This is a genomic window from Nocardioides sp. (genome assembly GCF_041393715.1).
In the GTDB taxonomy this organism is placed as follows: domain Bacteria; phylum Actinomycetota; class Actinomycetes; order Propionibacteriales; family Nocardioidaceae; genus Nocardioides.
Genome location: NZ_JAWKJQ010000013.1, coordinates 44,938 through 66,861 on the forward strand (window position 1 = coordinate 44,938; position 21,924 = coordinate 66,861).

The following is a 21,924-nucleotide window of genomic DNA, read 5'->3' on the forward strand; positions in this document are numbered from 1 at the left end:
GAGGCGCATGACCACTCTCGGACTCATCGGCGCCGGCCACATCGGCGGCACCCTCGCCAGGCTGGCCACCGCCGCCGGGATCGAGGTCGTGGTCGCCAACAGCCGCGGGCCCGACACGCTGCAGGAGCTGGTGGCCGAGCTCGGCGAGCACGCCCGCGCGGCCTACGCCGCCGAGGCCGCGCGCGACGCCGACCTGGTCGTCGTCAGCATCCCGCTCCGCTCGATCACCAACCTCCCGAAGGCCGAGCTCGCCGGCAAGACGGTGGTCGACACCGGCAACTACTACCCCCAGCGCGACGGTGACATCGACGAGCTCGACAACGGCTCGGCGATCACCAGCGAGATGCTCGCCCGCCAGCTCCGCGGCGCCCATGTGGTGCGCGCCTTCAACAACATCTTCTGGGGCCACCTGGGTGTGCTCGCCCGGCCCCACGGTGACGGCGAGCGGAGCGCCCTCCCGATCGCCGGCGACGACGCGACAGCCAAGCAGCAGGTGACCGAGCTGCTCGACGCGTTGGGCTACGACGCCGTCGACGCCGGCCCGCTCGGCGAGGGCTGGCGTTTCGAGCGCGACACCCCCGCCTACACCGAGCCCTACCACAGCGGCGCGGGTCTGCTCGCCGCTGCGACCGCCAGGGCCGCCGACGCCGAGACGATCCGCGCGCGCCTGGCCGAGGCGGTGCCTCCCGCCCAGCGCGCGGCCCGCTAGGTGTCCGCGAGCCGAGGCTCCTCGTCCAGCTCCACCCCGAAGACCTCCCGATAGGTCAGCAGTGCGGCGGCGGCGTCGGCGAGCTCGGTCTCCACGCGCTCGCCGCCGACATGACGCACCAGGGTGCGACCGGCCAGCGTGACCCGGCCGTCGTCGGTGAGCAGCGAGCACACCGGGCCCTGCCGGAAGTGCGAGCCCGGCCAGGTCTGCTGCCACCAGCTGGTGGCCCGGAACTCGTCGAGCGCACGCGGCCGCTGGTCGAGGAGGTACTGCGGTCGGCCGTCGAGGCGCACCTCGAGGTCGTCGTGGTCGCGCGACAGGATCTCGACCTCACCCGCCGGATCGGCCCAGGTGCCGGGCGCCAACGGCACCGGTGCCTCGACGAAGGTGCCGAACCCCACGTCGACGAGGTAGGGCCGCTCCAGGTCGACGCGCAGCGCCAGATGGTCGTACGGCGGCCCCAACGCCTCGCCGTACACCCGCGCCTGCAGCAGGGTCACGGGGTAGCCGAGGCCGCGCAGCAGCGCCGCGAACCCGCCGTTGAGCTCGTAGCAGAAGCCGCCGCGGCGCTGCCCGACCAGCTTGTCGATGACAGCCGCCTCGGTCAGCTCGATCGGTCGGCCCAGGTGGATGTCGAGGTTCTCGAACGGCACCGACCGCAGGTGCGCGGCCATCAGCGCGGTGAGCGCGTCGAGGTCGGGGCTCGCGGGTCGCGAGGCGGAGATCCGCGCGAGGTAGGCGTCCACGTCGGCGGCTTCCACGGCACCCACTGTGCCTCCTCGAGCCCACGTGAGGTCAAGGCCCGCGACGGGACGCGGCATCATCGGGGGCATGGACGATCTGCAAGCCCACCTCGGCATCACTGTGATCGGCGTCTTCAGCGTGATGATCTCCGCGGCCGTGCTCTACGCCGCCCTGGCCGTCGTACTGAAGTTCTGGGGCCGACGGCTGGCGGTCAGGCGCCTCCACCGTCGGCGTGGCGCTGGTGACGCTGATCGGCGCCATCGCGGCCCGCGCCACCCTCGGTGACTCGCCGACGCTGATGGGTGGGCTGGTGGCGATCGGCACGCTGTTGGTCCTCGAGCAGATCTTCGGCCAGTGGGCCGGGGCGCTCGCGCTGCGGCGGACCAGCCGCTGGGGCCGCTCGCCGGTGGTGCTGATGGTGGGGGAGCAGGTCGACGACCGGGCGCTGCGGCAGTACAGCATCACGCCCGACCATCTCTGGTCCCAGCTCCGGCAGCGCGGGATCGCGCGGCTCGCCGAGATCGGGCTGGTGATCCTGGAGCCCCGTGGGCACATGACCGTCATCCGCGCCGGCACCCGCCTGGATCGTGAGCTGCTCGTCGGGGTGAAGGGACTGGAGGCGGTGCCACCGGAGATGTTCGGGGCTCCGGGCGGGGACGTCGAGCGCTGAGGCGGCCCGCGGGGCGCCGCCGCCGCGTGACACAGTGGCTCCATGGGTGCGGACCACGGTCGCCGTGACAGCCTGACGCGGTTCGCGTGGCTGTCGATCGCGGCCGCTGTCGTCACCATCACGCTCAAGGTCACGGCGTACCTCGTCACCGACTCGGTCGGACTGCTGTCCGACGCCGCGGAGTCGGTGGTCAACCTGGTCGCCGCGGTGGTCGCGCTGCTGGCCCTCACCGTCGCCGCGCGGCCCCCCGACGACGGGCACCACTTCGGGCACACCAAGGCGGAGTACCTCTCGGCCGTCGTCGAGGGCGTGATGATCTTCGTGGCGGCCGTCTACATCGTGGTCACCGCGGTGCAACGGCTGATCACCCCGGTGGAGCTGGACAACGTCGGCATCGGGCTGGGCATCTCGGTGGTCGCCTCGCTCGTCAACGGGGCGGTCGCAATGGTGCTGCTCCGGGTCGGCCGGCGTGAGCGCTCGATCACGCTCGAGGCCGACGGCAAGCACCTGATGACCGACGTCTGGACCTCCGGCGGGGTCCTGGTCGGGGTCCTCCTGGTCGCGCTGACCGGCTGGCTGCGGCTCGACCCGGTCATCGCGCTGCTGGTCGGCCTCAACATCGTGCGCACCGGCTGGCAGCTGATCTCCTCCTCCGTGAGCGGCCTGCTCGACCGCGCGCTCGACGCCGACACCCAGCAGCGCATCGACGGTGTCCTCGAGAGGTACGCCGGCCAGGAGGTCCGCTTCCACGCCATCCGGACCCGCGAGGCGGGGCACCGCAGCTTCGTCACCCTGCACCTCCTGGTGCCGGGGGCGTGGTCGGTCCAGCGGGGACACGACCTGTCCGAGGACATCGAGCACGCGCTGTGCGAGGCCGTCGAGCACTGCGAGGTGGCCGTGCACATCGAGCCGATCGAGGACCCCAGGTCCTACGAGGCCGAGCTCGGCGTCGAGCCGCCGGAGCGCTGAGCGCGCCGACGCCCGAGGCTCAGCGGACCACCGCCACCGGGCAGTGCGCCCGGCCGGCGCAGTGGCCGCTGGTGGAGCCGAGCAGCAGCCCGGTCAGCGGGTTGCGACCCCGCGAGCCCACCACGAGGAGACCGGCGTGCTCGGAGGCCCGCACGAGGGCGTCGTTCGGGTGCCCCGGATCGACCACCGCGTCGGCGGTGACACCGGCGCGCTCGAGCTCGGCACGGAGCAGGTGCTGACCCCACTCGGTGAGCTCCTCGGGCGTCGGCATCACCATCTCGCCGGCGACCGGCACCCAGCCCGCGGCGTGCACGGCCTCGAGCGCCACACCGCGCCGCTCGGCGACGTCGGCGGCGAAGCTCAGTGCCCGCCGCGCGGGCGGCGAGGCGTCGACGCCCACCACCACCGGCCCGGCCGGGCTGGCCGGTCGGCGGACCACGACCACCGGACAGGGCGCGGCGTGCAGGCAGGCCCGGCTCACCGAACCGGTCAGGGTGCCCACCAGGTTGCCGTGACCGTGGCTGCCGACGACCAGCAGGTCGTCGGTGGTGCACGCGGCCACCAGCCGTTCCGAGGGGCTGCCGTGCTCCCGGGTCACGTCGTGCAGCGTCCCGTCGGCGATCTCGGCCGCCCGGCGCTCCGCGTCTGGACTCGGCTCGGGCTGCCGCCAGGGAGGCATGCCCGCCGGCAGGTCGTCATGGACGGTGACGACCTCCACGGGGACGTGTCGTCTGCGAGCCTCGTCGACCGCCCACTCCAACGCGGCGGTGGCGCTCTCGGAACCGTCGTACCCGACCACGATCCGGCGCATGATGCCCTCCTGCTTCCAACGTACTCGCCGGGGGTCGCGACCGATCGGCCCTGTCCAACCACTCCCACCTTGCCTAGGGTGAGGCCCGTGGACCTGAAGAAGCCGTGGGGAGATGACGGCACGCGCAGCGAGCCACGCGACCCCGTCCGCGCGATCCTGGCCAGCGGCGAGTTCCGGCGGGTCATCGCCCAGCTCGCCGAGGACACGGGGCGGACGGCCGAGGACCTGCGCCGCGACGCGCGCGGCTGCCTCGACGAGATGGTGGCCGAGGTCGGCCCCCAGGCCACCCAGGCCTGGGACCGGATGGGGCGCTGGCTCACTCGCTCCTACATCGTCGATGCCGACACCACGGGCCTCGCCGAGCTGGCCCGGCTCAGCCAGCGACACTCGCTGGTGTTCCTGCCCAACCACCGGTCCTACCTCGACCCGCTGGTGCTGCGCACCGCCCTGGCGCCCCGTGGCTTCGAGCCCAACCACATCCTGGGCGGCATCAACCTCGCGATGTGGCCGCTGTCGGAGCTCGGGCGGCGCAGCGGGCTGATCTTCATCCGCCGCACCACCCGCAACGACCCCGTCTATCCCGCGATGATGCGGCTCTACTTCGGCTACCTGCTGCGCCAGCACGCCAACCTCGAGTGGTACTTCGAGGGCGGGCGCACCCGCACCGGCAAGCTGCGACCTCCGAAGATGGGGGTGCTCCGCTACCTCGTCGACGCGTTCCTCGCCAACGGCGACCGGGCCGACGACGTGCTGCTGGTGCCGGTCGCGATCGTCTATGACCAGCAGGCCGAAGTGGAGGCGCTGTCCTATGAGGAGTCGGGCGGAGCCAAGACCCCCGAGAGCCTCCGCTGGGTCGTGAGTTTCGCGCGTGCCCAGTCCCGCCTCCGTGGCCGGGCCCACCTGCGGTTCGGCTCGCCGTTGTCGCTGCGGTCGGTCGTCGACGAGGCCAAGGAGCGCGCCGAGTCGGCGGACCCCACCGAGGTGGTGCCCCGGGTGGCCTTCGAGGTCGCCCACCGGATCAACAACGCGACCCCGATCACCCCGTCGGCGCTGGTCACCTTCGGGCTCCTCGACAACGACGGTCGGGCGCTCACGCTCGCCGAGACGCTGACCGTCATCGAGCCGCTGGTCGAGTCGGTGCGCCGCCGCGGACTGCCGCTGACCTCCGACGTCGACCTGGCCCGCCCGGCCGGCCTGTCGCGGGCGCTGCGGACGCTGGTCCGGGAGGGCGTCGTCGAGGAGTACGCCGGCGGGCTGGAGCCGGTCTATGCGATCGCGCCGAACCGGCAGCACGAGGCGGCGTTCTATCGCAACACCGTCACCCACTACTTCATCAACCGTGCCATCGTCGAGGTCGCCGCGGTCCGGGCCGCCGAGGAGGGCGCGGCCAACGTGACCCGGGCGATGTGGACCCACTCGCTGGCGCTGCGCGACCTGCTGAAGTACGAGTTCTTCTTCCCCACCAAGCGTGAGTTCTCCGAGTCGCTGGGTGCGGAGGTGGTGATGGTCAAGCCCGACTGGGAGGAGGGCCTGGGCACCCTCGACGACGTCACCGAGGGACTCGCCGACTCCCGGGTGCTGATCGCGCACCGGGTGATCGGTCCGTTCCTCGAGGCCTACGCCGTGGTGGCCGACCGGCTCGCGGACCGGGAGCCGGCGGCCCCCGTCGACGCCGACGCGCTGATCTCGGAGTGCCTCGGCGTCGCCCGGCAGCGGATGCTCCAGCAGCGCCTGCACAGCCCCGAGTCGATCAGCAAGGACGTGATGAGCGGCTGCCTCAAGCTCGCCGACAACCGCGGCCTGCTCGGCCCGGGCGGCGACGAGCTGCGCAAGGAGCGGGCCGACTTCGCCGCGGAGCTGGCCGATGTGGTGCGTGCCGTGGCCGTCATCCGACGCACCGCGCTCGGCGGCCTGGGTGCCCGCGACCTACCGTTGAAGGAGCGCTGAGTGGCCGACATCGACGACCTGCTCGCCGACATCGCGTCGGGCCCACAGGGTCCCGAGGTCGGGGCCTTCTTCGACTTCGACGGGACCCTGATCGACGGCTACTCGGCCACGCTCTACTTCCGCGAGCGGCTGACCACCGGGCAGATCGGGCCGGCGGAGCTGCTCGGCACCCTCGTCGAGGTCTTCAACATGAAGAGCCGCGGCCACGACGTCACCCGGCTGGTCGAGGTGGCGCTGCAGGCGCTCGCCGGCCGCGAGGTCGCCGAGCTGGAGCAGTTCGCCGCCGACATGTGGCGCACCCGGATCGCGCCGAAGGTCTATCCCGACGCCCGGCGGTTGGTGGCCGCCCACCTCAAGGCCGGCCACACGGTGGCGCTCGCGTCGTCGGCGACGAGGTTCCAGGCGGCCTCGGCCGCGGCCGACCTCGACATCCCGCACATCCTGGTCACCGAGATCGAGGACGACGACGGCATCCTCACCGGCCGGGTCGACGGTCCGATCCTCTGGGGGCCGGGCAAGGCCCAGGCGGTGCGCGAGTTCGCGGAGGAGCACGGCCTCGACCTCGGGTCGTCGTACGCCTACGGCAACGGGGCGGAGGACGTGCCCTATCTCGAGGTCGTCGGACGGCCCCGGCCACTCAACCCGGACGGCGGCCTGACCGCGGCGGCGGCCGAGCGCGGCTGGTCGGTGCATCGGCTGACCCGGGTGCAGCGGCTCACGCCGCTGACCGTCGTCCGCTCCGCGGCGTCGTTCGCCGGACTCGGCGTCGGGGTCGCGGCCGGCCTCGGCATGGGCCTGCTCAACCGCGACCGCGGCACCGCGCTGACGGTCGCGGCCGCCGTGGGCTCGGAGCTGTCGCTGGCGGCGGCGGGTGTGGAGCTCGAGGTGGAGGGCGCGGAGCACCTCTGGGCGGCGCGACCGGCGGTCTTCGTCTTCAACCACCAGAGCCAGCTGGACGTCGCGATCCTGGCCGCGCTGCTGCGCCGCGACTTCACGGGCGTCGCCAAGAAGGAGCTGTCGCGCGACCCGGCCTTCGCCGCGATGGGCTGGCTGGCCGATGTGGCCTACATCGACCGCACCGACGCGGTCCAGGCCCGGGCCGCCCTCGCGCCGGCCGTCGACGCGCTGCGCGACGGCAAGTCGCTGGTGATCGCCCCCGAGGGAACCCGCTCGCCCACCCCCAAGCTGCTGCCCTTCAAGAAGGGTGCCTTCCACCTCGCGTTGCAGGCCCGGGTGCCGATGGTGCCGATCGTGATCCGCAACGCCGGCGCGATCATGCCGGCCCACTCGATGCTGATCTCCCCGGGCGTCGTCCAGGTGGCCGTGCTGCCCCCGGTCTCGACCGCCCGCTGGACCGCGAAGGGCCTCGACCGTCAGGTCACCCGGGTCCGCGGGATGTTCCTCGACCAGTTCGCCGCCTGGGAGGCCTGAGGTCGGCCCCCGGCCCTGGGTGTGGGGGTGGGGGGTTCTGCTCCTCCGAGGAGCGAGATCGATGATTTCGGCCTCGGAATGAACGTTTTCGCTCCTCGGAGGAGCAGTCGACCGGCCGCTGCCCCGCCGGCCCACCCGACGCGAACCTCAGCCGATCCGGAACGCCCGCGGCTTGCGGGGGCCGCCCTCGTGCTCGCCGCGCTCGAAGCAGAACTCGTTGCCCTCGGGGTCGGCGAGCGTCACCCACCCGCTGCCGTCGGAGCGTCGATGGTCGGCGACCACGGTCGCGCCGAGCGCCATCGCCTGGACGACGGCCTCGTCGCGCGTGACGCCCTCGGGCTGCAGGTCCAGGTGCACCCGGTTCTTCGCGGTCTTGCCCTCGGGTACGGGGATGAACAGCAGCCCGGTGCCGGAGTAGGGGTAGGACGGCGCGACCACGACCTCGGGGTCGTCGTCGTAGTAGAGGTTCCACCCGGTCAGGTGCGACCAGAAGTGGCCGAGCGCTCTCGCATCGGCGCAGTCGAAGGTGATGTTGTTGACGTGGACCCGCACCGGCACATCGTGCCCGGCAGGGGCCCGCGCCGGCAATGGGCGGCGCGGCGCAGCTCCGTCAGCCGCGACGCTCGAGCAGCCCGCGCAGGTAGGCCGCCTGACCCAGGTGCTGGGTGATGTCGTTGACGACCGAGACCAACCGCACGGCCGCGGTCACCGGCGGGTCCCAGCGGGCGTCGACGATCCGTTCGTACGCCGGGTCGTCGAGGCCGTCGAGCACGCGCAGGGTGAGCCCGTGCACCGCGTCGTGGTAGTCGACGAGCAGGTCCGGCCCGGCCACGTCGAAGGCCGCGACATCCTCCGAGCTGTGCCCGTAGCCGTGTGCCTCGACGGGGTAGGGCAGCCCGAACCGGTCGGCGTACCCCAGGCCGGTCCAGGCCTGCTCCACCTGGCCGACACCGGCGAGATGGTCGTCCTGCACCCGGGTGAGGTGCCACACCAGCCAGCCGACCGGGTTCGCGTCGTCGTCGGGCCGCCAGCGGAGCTGGTCGCGGGTCAGACCCGAGACCACGGTGGGCAGGTCGTCGTGGACACGTCCGAAGGCGTCGGTGAGCAGGTCGTGCGCGAGGGTCATGGGACCAGTGTGCCGCGGACCGGTAGCCCCTGCCGGGTGACTATCGTCGGACCCACAGGCGCGGAGGTGGGGATCGGTGATCACCGGGGTCAGTCCCGAGCCGCGTCTCAGGGTGCCTCGTGCCCTCGCGACCTTCGGCGGCGACCTGCTCGGAGCACTCCGCGACGTTGCTCCGATCGTGCTGGTGGTGGCGTTCTTCCAGCTGGTGGTGCTGCGTCAACCGCTGCCCGAGCTCGGCGCGATCCTGGTCGGGAGCGTGCTGGTGGTGCTGGGTCTGGCGCTCTTCCTGCGCGGGCTGGAGCTCGCGCTGTTCCCGCTCGGCGAGCTGATGGCCGCCGGCCTGGCTCGGCGTGGAAGCCTGCTCTGGCTGACCGTGTTCGCCTTCGCGCTCGGCTTCAGCACCACGGTGGCGGAGCCGGCGCTGATCGCGATCGCCGACGAGGCGGCCTCGGTCGCCGCAGCCGACGGCCTGATCGCGGCCACCGAGTCCGCCCGCCACGGCTACGCCCTCGGCCTGCGGCTGACGGTGGCCCTCTCGGTCGGGACGGCGATCGTGGTCGGGGTGATCCGGATCATCAAGGGGTGGTCGGTGCTCTGGCTGATCGTGGCGGGCTACGTCGGGGTGGTGCTGATGACCCTGGTGGCGCCGGCCGACGTGGTCGGGATCGCCTACGACTCCGGCGGCGTCACCACCTCGACGGTGACCGTGCCGCTGGTCACCGCGCTGGGGGTCGGTCTGGCGTCGGCGGTCAAGGGACGCAACCCGCTGGTCGACGGCTTCGGGCTGATCGCCTTCGCGTCGCTGACGCCGATGGTGTTCGTGATGGCCTACGGGACGCTGGCATGAGCGACCTGGCCCGCCTGCTGTGGGAGTCCGTCCACGACACCGTCCTGGGGCTGGTCCCGATCGTCGTGCTCCTCGGGCTCTTCCCGCGGGTGGTGCTGCGTCGGCCGCTGCCCCGACCCCGCGAGCTCGCGTCGGGGCTGGTCCTGGTCGTGCTGGGCATGACGCTCTTCCTGGCCGGCCTGGGCAAGTCGCTGTTCCCGCTCGGCCGGCTGATGGCCGAGCAGCTCACCGACTCGGTCTCGGGCGAGGGGGGAGCCGGCTGGACCGACTACGGCTGGGTCTACGCCTTCGGCGCCGCCATCGGGTTCGCCACCACGATCGCCGAACCTGCCCTGATCGCGGTCTCGCTCAAGGCCCAGGACGTGTCGGGCGGCACGATCAGGGCCTGGGGCCTCCGGGTCGCGGTGGCGGTGGGCGTCGCCGTCGGGATCGCGCTCGGCTGCTTCCGGATCGTGACCGGCACCCCGCTGGCGGCGTACGTCGTCGTCGGCTACCTGCTGGTGCTGGTCCAGGCCTGGCGGGCTCCTCGCCCGATCCTGGCGCTCGCGTTCGACACCGGCGGGGTCACCACGTCGACCGTGACGGTCCCGCTCGTCGCGGCCCTCGGGCTCGGCCTGGCGAGCACCATCCCGGGCCGCAGCCCCCTCGTCGACGGGTTCGGCCTGATCGCCTTCGCCAGCATGGTCCCGATGATGACCGTGATGGCCTACGCCGGACTCGGTTCCGCGCGCTCCCGCGGACGCCGCCCGGCGTCCTACGCTCACCACGAGCCGGACCATGAGGAGGTCTAGGTGCACTTCAAGCTGATCATCGTCATCGTCGAGGACGCCGACACGACCGCGCTGCTGCAGGTCGCCCGGCGGGAGGGCGCGACCGGGTCGACCGTCCTCAACCAGGCGCGGGGGGAGGGGCTCGAGCGGCAGCGGACGTTCTTCGGCCTCGACCTCGAGGCGCGTCGTGACGTCATCCTGCTGCTGGTGGAGCAGCATCTGAGCCGCCGCATCCTCGAGGCGATCGCGGACGCCGGCGGCTTCGACCGACATCCCGGCCGGGGGATCGCGTTCCAGGTCGACGTGGAGGACGCGGTCGGGGTGCTGATGCAGGCCAAGAGACTCGAGGACGTCGTGGAGGAGGAGCTGTGAGCGAGCATCGCGAGACGATCACCGTGGCCGAGGTGATGAAGCGCAACGTCGACATGGTCGACGGGCTGACGACGGTGGCCGACGCCCTGAGCCGGATGAAGCACGTCGAGACCAAGACCCTGGTCGTCGACAAGCGGCACCCGGGCGACGAGTACGGCGTCGTGCTGATCTCCGACATCGCCCGGCAGGTGCTGGCCCAGGACCGGGCCCCCGAACGGGTCAACGTCTACGAGATCATGTCCAAGCCGGTGCTGTCGGTGGCGCCCGGCATGGACATCAGGTACGCCGCCCGGCTGTTCGACAAGTTCGGCCTGTCGCGCGCGCCCGTGGTCGAGAACGGCGAGATCGTCGGGATCGTGAGCTACACCGACATGGTGCTGCGGGGACTGTGCCGCGACCTGTGACCCCAGCGGTGCGGCAGGTGATGGTCAGACGACCTCGGCGTGCCGCCACCAGCGCACGGTGAGCAGCGCCCCGGTGACCACCACCGCGGGCACCACGAGCAGCCGGGCCTCGGCGACGGCCGGCATCCCGGCCTCCGGCCCCATCGCCCACACGGCCGCGACCGACCAGGGCCACCAGTCACCCGCACCGGCGATGGTCGCCACCTGCGCCAGCACCACCAGGACGAGGAGGCCGCCGACCGCGGGCAGGTAGCCGCGACCAGCGCTGGCCGCCAGCGCCACCGGCAGTGCGAGCAGTCCGGACAGGACGGCCAGCGCCAGCACCCGGACCAGGACCCGCGCGTCGGCCGCGTCGGGGAGGCCGAGGCCGGTCGCCACGCCGAGGAGCCAGGTGGCCGCCACCATGGCGAGCCCGGTGCCGACGGCCCAGACGGTCAGCAGTGCCAGCTTGGCGGTGGCCACCGCCTCGCGGGGGGTCGCCGACGCGTAGAGGGACACGACCGTGCGGTCGGCGTACTCCCGGCCGAAGCACCAGCCCACGACGATGCCCACGCCGACCACCCCGGCGGTCGCGTAGATCTGCATCAGCCCGCCGAGGTAGCCGGTCCACCCGAGGCCGGGCAGCATCGCGGCCGCCTTGAGGCTGGCGGGGTCGTTGCCCGCGTTCTCGGCCGCCGCCAGGAAGCCCCGGGCCATCGCCGGCGGCACCACGACCAGCGCGAGGGTGGCGATCTGGACGACCCGGGACCGGCGCAGCTTGAGCGCCTCCACGGCGTAGGCCGGGCTCATGCCGCACCCCTGCCCGCGCCGCGGTGGGCCTGGTCGGCGGCGTGCACCATCGCGAAGAAGTCGCGCTCGAGATCGGTGCCCCGCGGGTCGAGCTCGCCCACGATCGCACCGGCGTGGATGACGCTGACCCGGTCGGCGATCCGGGCCACTTCGTCGAGGTGGTGGCTCGACACGAGCACGGCCGCCCCCTCGCTGGCCGCGCCGAGGAGCAGCTCGCGCAGCAGCACGACGCCCGACGGGTCCAGGGCGTTGGTGGGCTCGTCGAGCACCAGCAGCCACGGGCGGTGCGCCAGCGCACTGGCCAGTCCGACGCGCTGCCGGTTGCCCATCGACAGGGTGCTGGCGCGACGGTCGGCCCACGGCTCGAGCTCGAGGGCGCTCAGCACGCCCTCGGCCGCGGCGGCCGCTTCCGACCTCGGTACGCCGTGCAGCCGGGCGGCCGCCCAGAGGTTCTCGCGCACCGTCAGCTCGGGGTAGACGAAGGGGGAGTCGATCACCTGGCCGACGCCCCGCCACAGCGCCGCCGGAGCCCGGCCCACGTCGACCCCGTCGATCCGCGCGGTCCCGGCGGCCGGGCGGAGCATGCCCAGCGCGACCCGCATCAGGGTCGACTTGCCGGCGCCGTTGAACCCGATCAGCGCGTGCACCTCGCCGGTACCGACCGTCAGGTCGACCTCGCGGAGCACCGGCCGCTCCCCGAAGTCGTGGCGGACCCCGCGCAGCTCGAGGGCGCTCATGCCGCACTCCCGTCGAGCACGTCGAGGGCCGCCCCCAGGCGGGTGCGCATGGTGTCGGCGCCGTCGTCGTGACACCACTCCAGCAGCGCGACGCTGAGCGCGGCCAGCGCCGCCGCCGCAGCGACGCGCGCGGCGAGCTCGTCGGCGCCGTCGGCGATGAGGACGTCGACGACGGCCTCGCGGGTCGTCTCGGTGTTGGCGTAGATCCCGACCCGCAGCGAGGGGGTGGCCGCGGCGATCTGGACCCGCTGGCGGACCTGCTCCTGCTCGGGCAGGTCGACGTGGTCGAGCGCGAGGCGGAAGCCGGCGCAGACCCGGGCGAGCGGGCGCAGCCCCGCCGGGGCCGCGGCCACGGCCCCCGCGATGGCAGGGTCGAAGCCGTCGTCGAGCACCACGGCGTCCTTGGTCGGGAAGTGCCGGAAGAACGTCATGTGGCTGACCCCGGCGGCGGCGGCGATCTCCTCGACGGTCGTCGCGTCGTAGCCCTGCTCGGTGAACAGCCGGGTCGCGGTCTCCTGGAGGAGGGCTCGGGTGCGCGCGGCTCGGGTGGTGGTCACTCGCTGATGTTAGTCACTAACATCAGCCGGTGGCAACCCGATTCGCTGAGGCGGGCGCCTCAGCCGGTGACGACGTCGCCGCCGGAGGACTCCCAGCTCTGGATGCCGCCGTCGAGGTGGTAGACCGAGGCGAACCCCTGGCTGACGAGGTAGCTGACGGCGATGCCGGAGCGGTTGCCGCTGCGGCAGTAGACGGCGTAGGTGCCGGACGGGTTGAGCGTCGCGGCCTGCTGCTGGAACGACGGGTCCTCCACGTCCATGTTGACCGCGCCCGGGAGGTGGCCCTCGGCGAACTCCGCCGGGGTGCGCACGTCGAGGATGGTGGTGCCGGGGCGCTTGAGGGCGGCCGCGAAGTCGGCCGCGCTCAGTGCCGCTCCCACCTCGGGCGCCGCGCTGGCGGTCGGGCCGTCCTTGACGCTCACCTCGGCCGTCGTGGACGAGCAGCCGGTCGCGCCGACGGCGAGACCGAGCGCCAGCAGGCCGGCGGGAGCAGGGTGGTGGGGCGGCGGGACATGGACTCTCCTCGAGCAGATGGGGACTGGTGGGTCATTCGGGGACGCAGATCTCGCGGCGGGCGGCCGCCCGCAGGGTGAGCGCCGCCACCGCGGCGACGATCGTGGTGGCGAGCGCGAGCAGGATGACGGCCACGACGTCGTAGGCCGTGCCGGGCAGCCGGCCGGCGGCGGCGATCGCGATCGCGGCCGCGGAGGCGAAGGGGAAGGTGGTGGCCCACCAGGGCACGCCGAACGGCGCCTTGGCGAGGGCCGGTGCCTGCGCGAGCACCATGGCGGCGAACATCATGGTGGCGGCGTAGAGGATCCGGAACAACGGGTCGCCCGGCGCCGCCTCGGTGAGCGCCAGCCAGGACAGCCCCGCCACCGCGGGCGGCGCGACGAAGATCGCGATCGACGGCATCAGCTTGAGCGGCAGCGACTCTCCATGGAGGAGCACCCGCCGCAGCAGGATCGGCAGCAGCCCGAGCCAGAAGACGATGCCGACACCGAACGAGAGCCAGGCGAGCTCGAGGTTGCCGACCTCACGGGCCGCCAGCGGCGTGATCACGTTGCCGACGACCGGGATGAACCAGGCGGGCGTGACGTGGTCGAGCCGGATGTCGTGGCGGCCGAACCAGGCCGACATCACCACCACGGTGAGCAGCAGGTGGCCCACCGCGCCCAGCCACCAGGCCACGGTGGCCGCGGTCGGCAGCAGGTCCTGGCCCGCGGTGGCGAGCACCAGCAGGTCGATGGTGATCGCCGGGGCGAAGGTCATCCGGATGGGGTGCCGGAGCTCGGCGCGGGCCGCCGCGGGGTGGCGGACCCACTTGGCGGCGTAGAGCGAGAGCACCAGCGCGAACACGCCCAGGGCGATCCAGAACAGCGTCTGGGCCGGCCACGCGGGCAGCGACCAGACCACGCCGGCCCGGCGCCAGGCGAGGCTGAGCCCGCCGATCCCCATCACGGTGGCGAACAGCGGGACGGGGAGATACTGGAGGCCACCGGTCACCTGGGTGGCTGGGACGGCGGCGGCCGGGGCGGCGGCGTCGGTGCCGCTGGCCGACCGGGTTGACGGGGTGCTCACGAGCGGTAGTGTATACCCCGGGGGGTATCCAACAGGAAATCGGGAGGAACTCATGGCCGACGTGGTCATCCTGGGCGCCGGCATCTCAGGCCACACCGCAGCGCTCCATCTCAAGCGCAAGCTGGGGCGCAGCAGCGAGCACACCGTGACGGTGGTGTCGCCGAACTCTCAGTGGAACTGGATCCCCTCCAACATCTGGGTGGGCGTCGGCAAGATGGGCAAGCCCGACGTGGTGTTCCCCCTCGAGCCCGTCTATCGCAAGAAGGGCATCGCGTTCCGTCAGGCCAAGGCGGTGGCGCTGTGGCCAGATGGCGATGCGGACGACCCCCGGGGCGCCGTCGACGTGGAGTACACCGGCCAGGGCAAGGCCGGCACCACCGAGCGGATCCGCTACGACTACCTCGTCAACGCCACCGGTCCCAAGCTCCGCTTCGAGGCCACGCCCGGCCTCGGCCCCGACGGCCACTCACTCTCGGTGTGCACCGCCGACCACGCCACCGAGACCGCACGCTCGCTCGCCGCGACCATCGACAAGCTCCGCGCCGGCGAGGAGCAGACGCTCGTGGTCGGCATGGGACACGGCACCTGCACCTGGGAGGGGGCGGCGTTCGAGTACGACTTCAACGTCGACCACGAGCTCCGCGAGGCGGGGGTGCGCGACCGGGCCCGGCTGGTCTACCTCACCAACGAGGCGCAGCTGGGCGACTTCGGTGTCGACGGCATGACCTTCGAGGAGCAGGGCTTCCAGACGTCGTCGGAGATGTGGACCGCCTCGCTGTTCCGGGAGCGCAACGTCGAGGCGATCCTCGGTGCCCACGTCACCGAGGTCGCCCCTGGGGTCGTGCGTTACGAGACCCTCGACGGCGAGTTCCACGAGCTCGGCTTCGACTTCGCGATGCTGCTGCCGCCGTTCGGCGGCGTCGGGCTGTCGGCGTACGACGCGGAGGGCGGCGACATCACCGAGCGGCTCTTCGCGCCGAGCGGCTTCATGAAGGTCGACGCCGACTACACCGCCAAGCCCTACGAGGAGTGGCGGGCCCAGGACTGGCCGGAGACCTACCAGGTGCCGGGCTACGACAACATCTTCGCCGTCGGCATCGCCTTCGCCCCGCCGCACCAGATCTCCCGGCCGCGCACCAGCGCCAACGGCACGCCGATCGCGCCGGCGCCGCCGCGCACCGGCATGCCCTCGGGCGTGATGGGCAAGGTCGCGGCGCTGACGATCCACGACCGCATCAAGAACGGCGACCACGCGGAGGCACACCGCGCGTCGATGGCGCACATGGGTGCCGCCTGCGTCGCCTCGGCCGGCGCCGACCTGCGCACCGGCTCGGCGGCCGCGATGACGATGATGCCGGTCGTGCCCGACTACACCCGCTATCCCACCGGTCGCGACCTGTCCGCGACCCGTGGTGAGATCGGCCTCAGCGGCCACTGGGTCAAGCTGATGCTGCACCACCTGTTCCTGCACAAGGCCAAGGCCCGTCTGGGCTGGCAGTTCATCCCGGAGTGAGCCGATGACCGACAAGCCTGCTTCTTCCAGCCCGACGGGCGGCCCGATCGCCGACCTCTCGAAGGCACCGCTGCCCACCGAGGACACGCTGCGCAAGCGCCGCTCGATCCCACTCCAGCTGACCCGCTTCGCCGTCTACAACGCGCGGATCATGAGGATGGTGATCAAGGGCCACTGAGGCCCGTCGTCCCGCGGACCCGGGTGCGCCCTCCGGCTAGGCCCCGGTCCTGCCGTCGATCCCCTCGCGGAGGAGGTCGAGATGCCCGCAGTGCTGGGCGTACTCCGCGATCATCCGCAGCACCAGCCAGCGCAGGTCGACGTCCTCGGTCCAGTCGAGGGGCCGCGCGGTGTCGTCCAGGTCGTGTGCGAGGACGATCTGCCTCGACACGGCGCACTCGTCGCGCCACGTCGCCAGGTCGTCGGCGAAGTCGGCATCGGGCGGCGGCTCGAAGTCGAGGTCGGGGTTGTCGGCGGTGAAGAACAGGAACGGCACCTCGCGGCGTTCGAAGTTCTGCTGGAACCACCAGCGCTCCACTCCCGCCAGGTGTCGGACCAGTCCGTGCACCGACATCGTGGAGGGCGGCATCGATCGGGCCCGGGCCTGCTCGGCCGTCAGGCCCTGGCACTTCATCTCCACCGTGGCGCGGTAGTAGTCCAAGTAGCCCGCGAGCGCGTCGCGCTCGCCGGCCACCCGTGGGATCCGCGGGCGCCGGTCGTCGGCCCACACCAGGGAGAAGGCCTCCTCGGTCAGGCCGGACTCGGTCCCCGCTGCCGGGCGCCTCTCCACCATCCCCACACCCTGACGAGGGCGAGGAAGGCTGTCCAGTCCTCCTCGCGCGCTGGTCCCCCGGCGGCGGGCGGCGCCGGTGCACAATGAGCCCGTGACGGCGCAGACGAGGCCGCAGGTGGTGGCCCACCGCGGGGCCAGCCACGAGAGCCCCGAGCACACGCTGGGCGCCTACGTCCGGGCCTTGGAGGAGGGCGCCGAGGGACTCGAGTGCGACGTCCGGCTGACCGCCGACGGGCACCTGGTCTGCGTGCACGACCGCGACCTGCGGCGTACCGCCCTGCACCCCGGCGTGGTCTCCACCATGGAGCTCGCGGAGCTGGACCAGCTCGACTTCGCGGCCTGGAAGAACCCGTGGGCCGATCTCGACGACGAGGCGCCGCAGGCGGACGCGGCCCCCGGCGGGGTGCTGACGCTGCGCAAGCTGCTGGAGACGGTGGCCGACTTCGAGCGGCGGGTCGAGATCGCGATCGAGACCAAGCACCCCACGAGGTACGGCGGCCTCGTCGAGCGCCGCCTGGCCGAGCAGCTGCGCGACTTCGGCTGGCACCGGGCGGGGTCGCCGGCCCGGGTGATGAGCTTCTCCTACACCGCGATGCAGCGGATGGCCGGCCTCACACCGGAGCTGACCCTGGTGATGCTCATCGACAAGCGGGCGGCCTGGTCGATGCTGGAGAAGGTGGTCGCCCGCGACTGGGTGATCGGGCCCGGCATCGACCTGCTCCAGCAACATCCGCGGTGGGCCAAGCGACTGGCCGCCAGCGGACACGACCTGCACGTCTGGACGGTCAACACCCGGGCGCAGCTGGAGACCTGCCTCGACCTCGGCGTCAAGGCGGTGATCAGTGACCGGCCGGCCCACCTCCTGGAGCTGCTCGACACCCGTGCCGAGTAGGTTGTGCCGTCATGGGGAAGCGATCGCGCCAGAAGACCCGGGAGCAGGCGCCGGCGGGCGAGGTGGGTCCGCGCCAGCCGTGTCCGTGCGGCTCGGGCAAGCGCTACAAGCACTGCCACGGGGCACCCGGCGGTGCCGCGCCCGCCTTCGTCGCCCGACCGTTCGCCGGGCTGCCGTCGGAGTGCGACGTCATCGCGATGCGCGACCTGGTGCCCGCGGCCACCGCGCCCCTGGCGCTGAAGGACTCCGACCGTGACGTGGTGCTCTGCACCCTGCTGCCCGGGGCGGTGCCCGCGATGGTGCGTGAGTCGGGCCAGATCTGGCTCGGGCTGCAGGTGCGGCACCAGTTCGGCGACCCCTCGCGCGACCTGGCCGCCGTGCTGGAGCGGGCGTTCGAGGCCGACGCCGGCGTGGTCGGGCTGACCGACCCGCCGGGGGAGGGGCCCCGACTGCAGGACCTGGTCGCCGGCGGTGACCTCGAGGTGACCGTGCACGACGGCTTCGGCTTCTGGGTCGCCGACGTCGAGGCCTCCCCGGAGATCGAGGCCGCGCTGGAGCAGGCCGACGCCGCGGCCGCGCCGACGTCCCGGCTGGCCTCGGTCGAGGCGGCGTACTGGACCGACGTCGGCGCCAAGGAGCACCTGCGCTGGGTGATGCCGCACGACGAGGACCCTCTGCTCGACGCGCTCTCCCGGCTGCACGCCGCCGGCCGCGATGGGCTGGTGGAGGGGTCGCGTCTGGTCGGGATGTTCCGCGCCTACGGTCTGCTCGCTCCCGTCTGGGACCTCGAGCCGGGCACCGGGGCGGCGGTCCTGGAGGAGCCCGCGGCCACCTTCGCCGCGGCGCTCGCCGAGGCGCTGGCCGACGACTCCCCGCTGTCGGCGCAGGAGCGCTCGGCCCGCGCGGGCCTCGCCAACCGTCAGGTCACGCTGCGCTGAGATCGCCCGCCTCGACGGAGCTGGGGCGTCGCCGGCAGCCCCGTCGAGGCGACGGGGCCATGACTCGTCGGTCCGGGCTCTCCTCAGGAGTCGCACGGCCGTGCGAGATTTGAAGAAATTGCCGCGAGACACCGTTGGATTCGGTTGAGATCCGACCTACGGTGCCGTAGATTTCGTGGCGCCCGGCCGTTGTTGCATCCCCCGTCAGCAACGGCCGGGCCTCTTCATTTCCGGGCGGCGGCCGTCCGGGCGGCCCGGGCTCAGCCCAGCGGCGTCCGCGAGATCGGGCAGCTCATGCAGCGCGGCCCGCCGCGCCCGGAGCCGAGCTCGGACCCGGCGATCTTGACCACCTCGATGCCGGCCTCCTCGAGCCGGCCGTTGGTCTCGTCGTTTCGCTCGTAGGCCACCGCCACCCGCGGGGCGAGCGCCAGGGTGTTGTTGCCGTCGTCCCACTGCTCGCGCTCGGCGGTCACCGGGTCGAGCCCGGTGTCGATCTGGTGCAGTCGGTCGATGCCCATCGCCTTCGCGGCCGCCACCAGGAACGGCTCGGCCGCCGCCACATCGAGCACGATGTCGCTGTCGGTCTCACCCGGCTCGCGCATCGTCACCGCGACCGCCCGCAGGTCGTGGGCGACGTTGGGGTACATCACCACCTTGTCGACGTCGACCATGGTGCACACGGTGTCGAGGTGCATGGTCGCTCGCTCCTGCGCGATCGGCACGGCGAGCACCGTGTGCGCCAGCCCGGCGTGGAAGGCCTGTCGCGCGAACCGCTCGGCTCCGGCGGGGGTGGTGCGCTCGCCGACGCCGACGGCGATCACGCCGGGCGACAGCAGCAGGACGTCGCCGCCCTCGACGTACTCGTGCTGCCAGCCGTGGATCGTCTCGGTGCCGGCGAAGCGCGGGTGCAGCGAGTAGATCAGCTCGGTCAGCTGCGTCTCCCGCGAGCGGGCCGGCATCGCGAGTGACGTGACGGCCACCCGGTCGCGCACCCACACGCTGGAGTCGCGGGTGAACAGCAGGTTGGGCAGCGGGTCGATCAGGAAGTCGTCGCTGGCCAGCAGCGAGGTGACCAGGCCGGTGCCGTTGCGCAGCTCGTCGTTGCGGATCCCTCCGGTGAGGTACGACGTCAGCTCGGCCGGGCTGGCCTCGTGGAGGATCTCGCCCAGGTGCGCGCGGAGCGTGTCGCCGAGGTGCAGCGCCGAGAGCGTGCGCGACACCGCGAGCTCGCGGGCCTCGCCGCTGGCGAAGGTCTCGGTGAGCAGGTCGGTGAGATAGACGACCTCGACATCGCGGGAGCGCAGCGCCTCGGCGAACGCGTCGTGCTCCTCCTGGGCCCGGGCCACCCACGGCACGCCGTCGAACAGCAGCCGGTCGTTGTTGCGCGGGGTGAGCCGCTTCAGCTCGGTGCCCGGCCGGTGCAGCATGACCGTGCGGAGCACGCCGACCTCGGAGTCCGCACCGTGCGCGCCGACCGGGCGTGCGCCCTCAGCATTGTCAGACATGCGCGGCAGCCTAGCGGCCATCCTCGGCGGGGCGTATGGGCTGCCCGTCCCGCCCCGAACACGCCCCACGTCCACGCGTGCCAGGACTCCATGCCAGGCCTCCATGCCAGGACAACTAGCCGGCGCGGTGCCCCGCCCAGATGTATCGCAGCGTCACCGCGACCCCCGGCAGGCCGGGGAGGATCGAGGTCGCCAGCCCAGGCATGGCCGAGCGGGTGCGGGTCGCCACGGTGAGATGCATGACGAAGGCGGCACCCCAGCCGAGGCTCAGCGCCGAGGTGGCGGCCCGAGTGAGGCCGGGAGAGCGCCTCGTGGCGGCGTACAGCATCGTGCCCACCAGCGCCTGGCCCGCCAGGGTGGCCACCCGGGGACCGACCGAGTAGCTCGCGATCGGCGAGTGGCGCAGGACCCGATCGAGGGGCGCCCAGCCCGTGTCGCCCACCTCGTCGCGCCAGACCCCGAGGGAGAACACCACCTCCTCCACCTGGTGGATCCCGATCAGCGCGGCCGTGGCCGCCCAGGCCCGATCGGGTGAGGTCCGCGGTGCTGTGGTGGGAGTGGTCATGCTCCGAGACTAGCAACGCTACGCTACGTAGCGTAGTCTTCAGGCCGTGACGAAGGTCTCTCCCTCTTCCGTCGGCGAGCGGCGCAGGCTCGCCACCCGGACCACCGTCAAGCGCACGGTCCTCTCCCTCCTGCGCAAGGGCGGCTACCGCGAGCTGACCTACGAACGGATCGCCGCGCGCTCCGGCGTCGCGAAGTCGACGCTCTATCGGCACTGGCCCAGCAAGGCCGAGCTCGTGTTCGACCTGGTGCTGCACGACCGTGACCTGCCGTCGCTGGCCCCGACGGGAAGCGGCGACGGCGACGTGGCCGCCCTCGCCGATCGGATGCTGGCGTTCGTGGGGGGAGGGGTGGCGGCGCGGGTGTTCCCGGGCGTGTTGGCCGACGTGGCCGACGACCCAGCGCTCAGGCAGCGGTTCATGGAGTCGTTCGTGCTGGGCAGCCAGCCCGAGCTGAGGCCGGTGCTGGAACGGATCGCCGCTGACCGAGGCAGCGCGTTGCAGAGGCCCGTCGAGGACTACCAGGCGATCCTGGTGGGCTCCGTCTTCGCGTGGCTCCACGTCGGTGGGCTGTCCGCGGCCGAGACCCGAGAGCGCCTCATCCGGCTGGTGGACGACGTGGTCCGAGGCGACGGCTGAGTCCCGCGGCCGAGTCCGCCCGGCTCAGCCCCAGAGCTCGTAGCCGGTCAGCCCGGCGAGCAGCAGGCAGACCCCGGCGCCGACGTAGTGCAGTGCGTGCAGCGGCACCACCCGCATCAGGGCCCGGCCGGACACCACCGCGAGCCCGCTGACGGTGAGCAGCGCGGCCAGCGCGCCGACGAAGACGGTCGCCGGGGCGTCGTACTTGGCGACCAGCGACACCGTCAGCAGCTGCGACAGGTCGCCCCACTCGGCGGCGAACAGCACCAGGAAGCTGGACAGGATCACCCGCGCCCCGTGCGGGTCGCCCGCCTTCTCGATGAACTCCTCGCCCGACTCCCGGTGATGGCTGCGCCCCTCGCGGAACAGGATCACCGCCCCGGCCAGGAACATCAGCATCGCCAACCCGCGCACCAGGTCCTCGGGCAGCAGTGACGCCGCCTTGCCGACCGTCACGGCCACCGCCGTCTGCACGGCGAAGGCCAGGCCGACGCCGATCCAGACGAACAGCGGGCGGTACTTCGTCGACAGCACCAGCGTCGCCAGGAACGTCTTGTCCGGCAGTTCGACGACGAAGATCGCGCCGAAGGTCAGCGCGAGGACGGCGATGTCCACCGGCG

27 protein-coding genes are annotated in these 21,924 nt (G+C 72.7%); 14 read left to right on the forward strand and 13 right to left on the reverse strand.

The window, feature by feature from the left end; all coding sequences use genetic code 11:
* Window positions 1-7: 7 nt before the first annotated feature.
* Window positions 8-709 (forward strand): NADPH-dependent F420 reductase, encoded by a 702-nt coding sequence (locus R2740_RS17205; RefSeq protein ID WP_371303925.1) that lies wholly within the window; start codon window positions 8-10, stop codon window positions 707-709.
* Here the strand turns inward: R2740_RS17205 and R2740_RS17210 are convergent.
* Window positions 706-1,470, reverse strand: a complete 765-nt coding sequence (locus R2740_RS17210; RefSeq protein ID WP_371303926.1) for an arylamine N-acetyltransferase — start codon at window positions 1,468-1,470, stop codon at window positions 706-708. The genes R2740_RS17205 and R2740_RS17210 overlap by 4 nt on opposite strands.
* Before the next feature lie 215 nt (window positions 1,471-1,685).
* Here R2740_RS17210 and R2740_RS17215 point away from each other — a divergent pair, with 215 nt between their 5' ends.
* Both R2740_RS17215 and R2740_RS17220 read left to right on the forward strand, forming a co-directional pair.
* The gene (locus R2740_RS17215; protein ID WP_371303927.1) at window positions 1,686-2,123 is read left to right on the forward strand and encodes a YetF domain-containing protein; all 438 of its coding nucleotides are present in this window, start codon (window positions 1,686-1,688) and stop codon (window positions 2,121-2,123) included.
* A 42-nt stretch (window positions 2,124-2,165) separates the two neighbouring features.
* Window positions 2,166-3,092 carry a cation diffusion facilitator family transporter gene (locus tag R2740_RS17220; protein ID WP_371303928.1) on the forward strand — a complete coding sequence of 309 codons (927 nt, stop codon included), beginning with the start codon at window positions 2,166-2,168 and terminating at the stop codon, window positions 3,090-3,092.
* A 19-nt stretch (window positions 3,093-3,111) separates the two neighbouring features.
* On the opposite strand, the gene R2740_RS17225 is transcribed toward R2740_RS17220, so the two are convergent.
* Window positions 3,112-3,903: a universal stress protein gene (locus R2740_RS17225; RefSeq protein ID WP_371303929.1), complete on the reverse strand. Its 792-nt coding sequence runs from the start codon at window positions 3,901-3,903 to the stop codon at window positions 3,112-3,114.
* Window positions 3,904-3,990: 87 nt separating this feature from the next.
* Between R2740_RS17225 and R2740_RS17230 the strand changes: the two genes are divergently transcribed.
* On the forward strand, window positions 3,991-5,850 hold the full coding sequence (locus tag R2740_RS17230) for a 1-acyl-sn-glycerol-3-phosphate acyltransferase (protein WP_371303930.1): 1,860 nt from the start codon (window positions 3,991-3,993) through the stop codon (window positions 5,848-5,850).
* Window positions 5,851-7,281, forward strand: coding sequence for an HAD-IB family hydrolase (locus R2740_RS17235; protein ID WP_371303931.1), 1,431 nt, complete (start codon window positions 5,851-5,853; stop codon window positions 7,279-7,281).
* Between the two features lie 147 nt (window positions 7,282-7,428).
* Here the strand turns inward: R2740_RS17235 and R2740_RS17240 are convergent, their stop codons facing one another.
* Both R2740_RS17240 and R2740_RS17245 read right to left on the reverse strand, forming a co-directional pair.
* Window positions 7,429-7,833 carry a VOC family protein gene (locus tag R2740_RS17240; RefSeq protein WP_371303932.1) on the reverse strand — a complete coding sequence of 135 codons (405 nt, stop codon included), beginning with the start codon at window positions 7,831-7,833 and terminating at the stop codon, window positions 7,429-7,431.
* Window positions 7,834-7,891: 58 nt separating this feature from the next.
* A complete protein-coding gene (locus R2740_RS17245; RefSeq protein ID WP_371303933.1) occupies window positions 7,892-8,407 on the reverse strand; it encodes a DinB family protein in 516 nt (171 codons plus the stop codon).
* Between the two features lie 112 nt (window positions 8,408-8,519).
* On the opposite strand from R2740_RS17245, the gene R2740_RS17250 reads away from it, so the two are divergent.
* Genes R2740_RS17250 through R2740_RS17265 form a run of 4 tightly spaced genes read left to right on the forward strand, consistent with a single transcriptional unit; the run spans window position 8,520 to window position 10,800 of the window.
* Window positions 8,520-9,254: a DUF1538 family protein gene (locus R2740_RS17250; protein WP_371303934.1), complete on the forward strand. Its 735-nt coding sequence runs from the start codon at window positions 8,520-8,522 to the stop codon at window positions 9,252-9,254.
* The gene (locus R2740_RS17255) at window positions 9,251-10,045 is read left to right on the forward strand and encodes a DUF1538 domain-containing protein (protein ID WP_371303935.1); all 795 of its coding nucleotides are present in this window, start codon (window positions 9,251-9,253) and stop codon (window positions 10,043-10,045) included. The genes R2740_RS17250 and R2740_RS17255 overlap by 4 nt, the downstream gene beginning before the upstream one ends.
* Window positions 10,046-10,396 (forward strand): P-II family nitrogen regulator, encoded by a 351-nt coding sequence (locus R2740_RS17260; RefSeq protein WP_371303936.1) that lies wholly within the window; start codon window positions 10,046-10,048, stop codon window positions 10,394-10,396.
* Entirely contained in the window at window positions 10,393-10,800 is a 408-nt protein-coding gene (locus R2740_RS17265; RefSeq protein WP_371303937.1) for a CBS domain-containing protein, read from the forward strand. The genes R2740_RS17260 and R2740_RS17265 overlap by 4 nt, the downstream gene beginning before the upstream one ends.
* A 24-nt stretch (window positions 10,801-10,824) precedes the next feature.
* On the opposite strand, the gene R2740_RS17270 is transcribed toward R2740_RS17265, so the two are convergent.
* From R2740_RS17270 to R2740_RS17290, 5 genes are all read right to left on the reverse strand, one after another.
* Window positions 10,825-11,589: an ABC transporter permease gene (locus R2740_RS17270; RefSeq protein ID WP_371303938.1), complete on the reverse strand. Its 765-nt coding sequence runs from the start codon at window positions 11,587-11,589 to the stop codon at window positions 10,825-10,827.
* A complete protein-coding gene (locus R2740_RS17275) occupies window positions 11,586-12,326 on the reverse strand; it encodes an ABC transporter ATP-binding protein (protein ID WP_371303939.1) in 741 nt (246 codons plus the stop codon). The genes R2740_RS17270 and R2740_RS17275 overlap by 4 nt, the downstream gene beginning before the upstream one ends.
* On the reverse strand, window positions 12,323-12,883 hold the full coding sequence (locus tag R2740_RS17280) for a helix-turn-helix domain-containing protein (protein WP_371303940.1): 561 nt from the start codon (window positions 12,881-12,883) through the stop codon (window positions 12,323-12,325). The genes R2740_RS17275 and R2740_RS17280 overlap by 4 nt, the downstream gene beginning before the upstream one ends.
* Before the next feature lie 59 nt (window positions 12,884-12,942).
* Window positions 12,943-13,305 carry a rhodanese-like domain-containing protein gene (locus R2740_RS17285; RefSeq protein ID WP_371303941.1) on the reverse strand — a complete coding sequence of 121 codons (363 nt, stop codon included), beginning with the start codon at window positions 13,303-13,305 and terminating at the stop codon, window positions 12,943-12,945.
* A gap of 124 nt (window positions 13,306-13,429) precedes the next feature.
* The gene (locus R2740_RS17290; RefSeq protein WP_371303942.1) at window positions 13,430-14,464 is read right to left on the reverse strand and encodes an SLAC1 anion channel family protein; all 1,035 of its coding nucleotides are present in this window, start codon (window positions 14,462-14,464) and stop codon (window positions 13,430-13,432) included.
* 52 nt (window positions 14,465-14,516) lie between these two features.
* Between R2740_RS17290 and R2740_RS17295 the strand changes: the two genes are divergently transcribed.
* Complete coding sequence (locus tag R2740_RS17295; RefSeq protein ID WP_371303943.1) at window positions 14,517-15,977, forward strand: NAD(P)/FAD-dependent oxidoreductase; 1,461 nt, start codon at window positions 14,517-14,519, stop codon at window positions 15,975-15,977.
* 4 nt (window positions 15,978-15,981) lie between these two features.
* Window positions 15,982-16,155, forward strand: coding sequence for a hypothetical protein (locus tag R2740_RS17300; protein ID WP_371303944.1), 174 nt, complete (start codon window positions 15,982-15,984; stop codon window positions 16,153-16,155).
* 36 nt (window positions 16,156-16,191) lie between these two features.
* Here R2740_RS17300 and R2740_RS17305 read toward each other — a convergent pair whose 3' ends face one another.
* Window positions 16,192-16,767: a DinB family protein gene (locus R2740_RS17305; protein ID WP_371303945.1), complete on the reverse strand. Its 576-nt coding sequence runs from the start codon at window positions 16,765-16,767 to the stop codon at window positions 16,192-16,194.
* Between the two features lie 91 nt (window positions 16,768-16,858).
* Between R2740_RS17305 and R2740_RS17310 the strand changes: the two genes are divergently transcribed.
* Window positions 16,859-17,659, forward strand: coding sequence for a glycerophosphodiester phosphodiesterase (locus R2740_RS17310; RefSeq protein WP_371303946.1), 801 nt, complete (start codon window positions 16,859-16,861; stop codon window positions 17,657-17,659).
* An 11-nt stretch (window positions 17,660-17,670) separates the two neighbouring features.
* The gene (locus R2740_RS17315) at window positions 17,671-18,597 is read left to right on the forward strand and encodes a DUF5926 family protein (protein WP_371303947.1); all 927 of its coding nucleotides are present in this window, start codon (window positions 17,671-17,673) and stop codon (window positions 18,595-18,597) included.
* A gap of 260 nt (window positions 18,598-18,857) precedes the next feature.
* Here R2740_RS17315 and R2740_RS17320 read toward each other — a convergent pair whose 3' ends face one another.
* Together R2740_RS17320 and R2740_RS17325 are read right to left on the reverse strand one after the other, a co-directional pair.
* On the reverse strand, window positions 18,858-20,102 hold the full coding sequence (locus R2740_RS17320; protein WP_371303948.1) for an arginine deiminase: 1,245 nt from the start codon (window positions 20,100-20,102) through the stop codon (window positions 18,858-18,860).
* A gap of 115 nt (window positions 20,103-20,217) precedes the next feature.
* Window positions 20,218-20,667, reverse strand: a complete 450-nt coding sequence (locus R2740_RS17325; RefSeq protein ID WP_371303949.1) for an HXXEE domain-containing protein — start codon at window positions 20,665-20,667, stop codon at window positions 20,218-20,220.
* A 46-nt stretch (window positions 20,668-20,713) separates the two neighbouring features.
* Between R2740_RS17325 and R2740_RS17330 the strand changes: the two genes are divergently transcribed.
* On the forward strand, window positions 20,714-21,304 hold the full coding sequence (locus R2740_RS17330; protein ID WP_371303950.1) for a TetR/AcrR family transcriptional regulator: 591 nt from the start codon (window positions 20,714-20,716) through the stop codon (window positions 21,302-21,304).
* 24 nt (window positions 21,305-21,328) lie between these two features.
* Here the strand turns inward: R2740_RS17330 and R2740_RS17335 are convergent, their stop codons facing one another.
* Complete coding sequence (locus tag R2740_RS17335) at window positions 21,329-21,919, reverse strand: TMEM165/GDT1 family protein (RefSeq protein ID WP_371303951.1); 591 nt, start codon at window positions 21,917-21,919, stop codon at window positions 21,329-21,331.
* Window positions 21,920-21,924 lie beyond the last annotated feature (5 nt).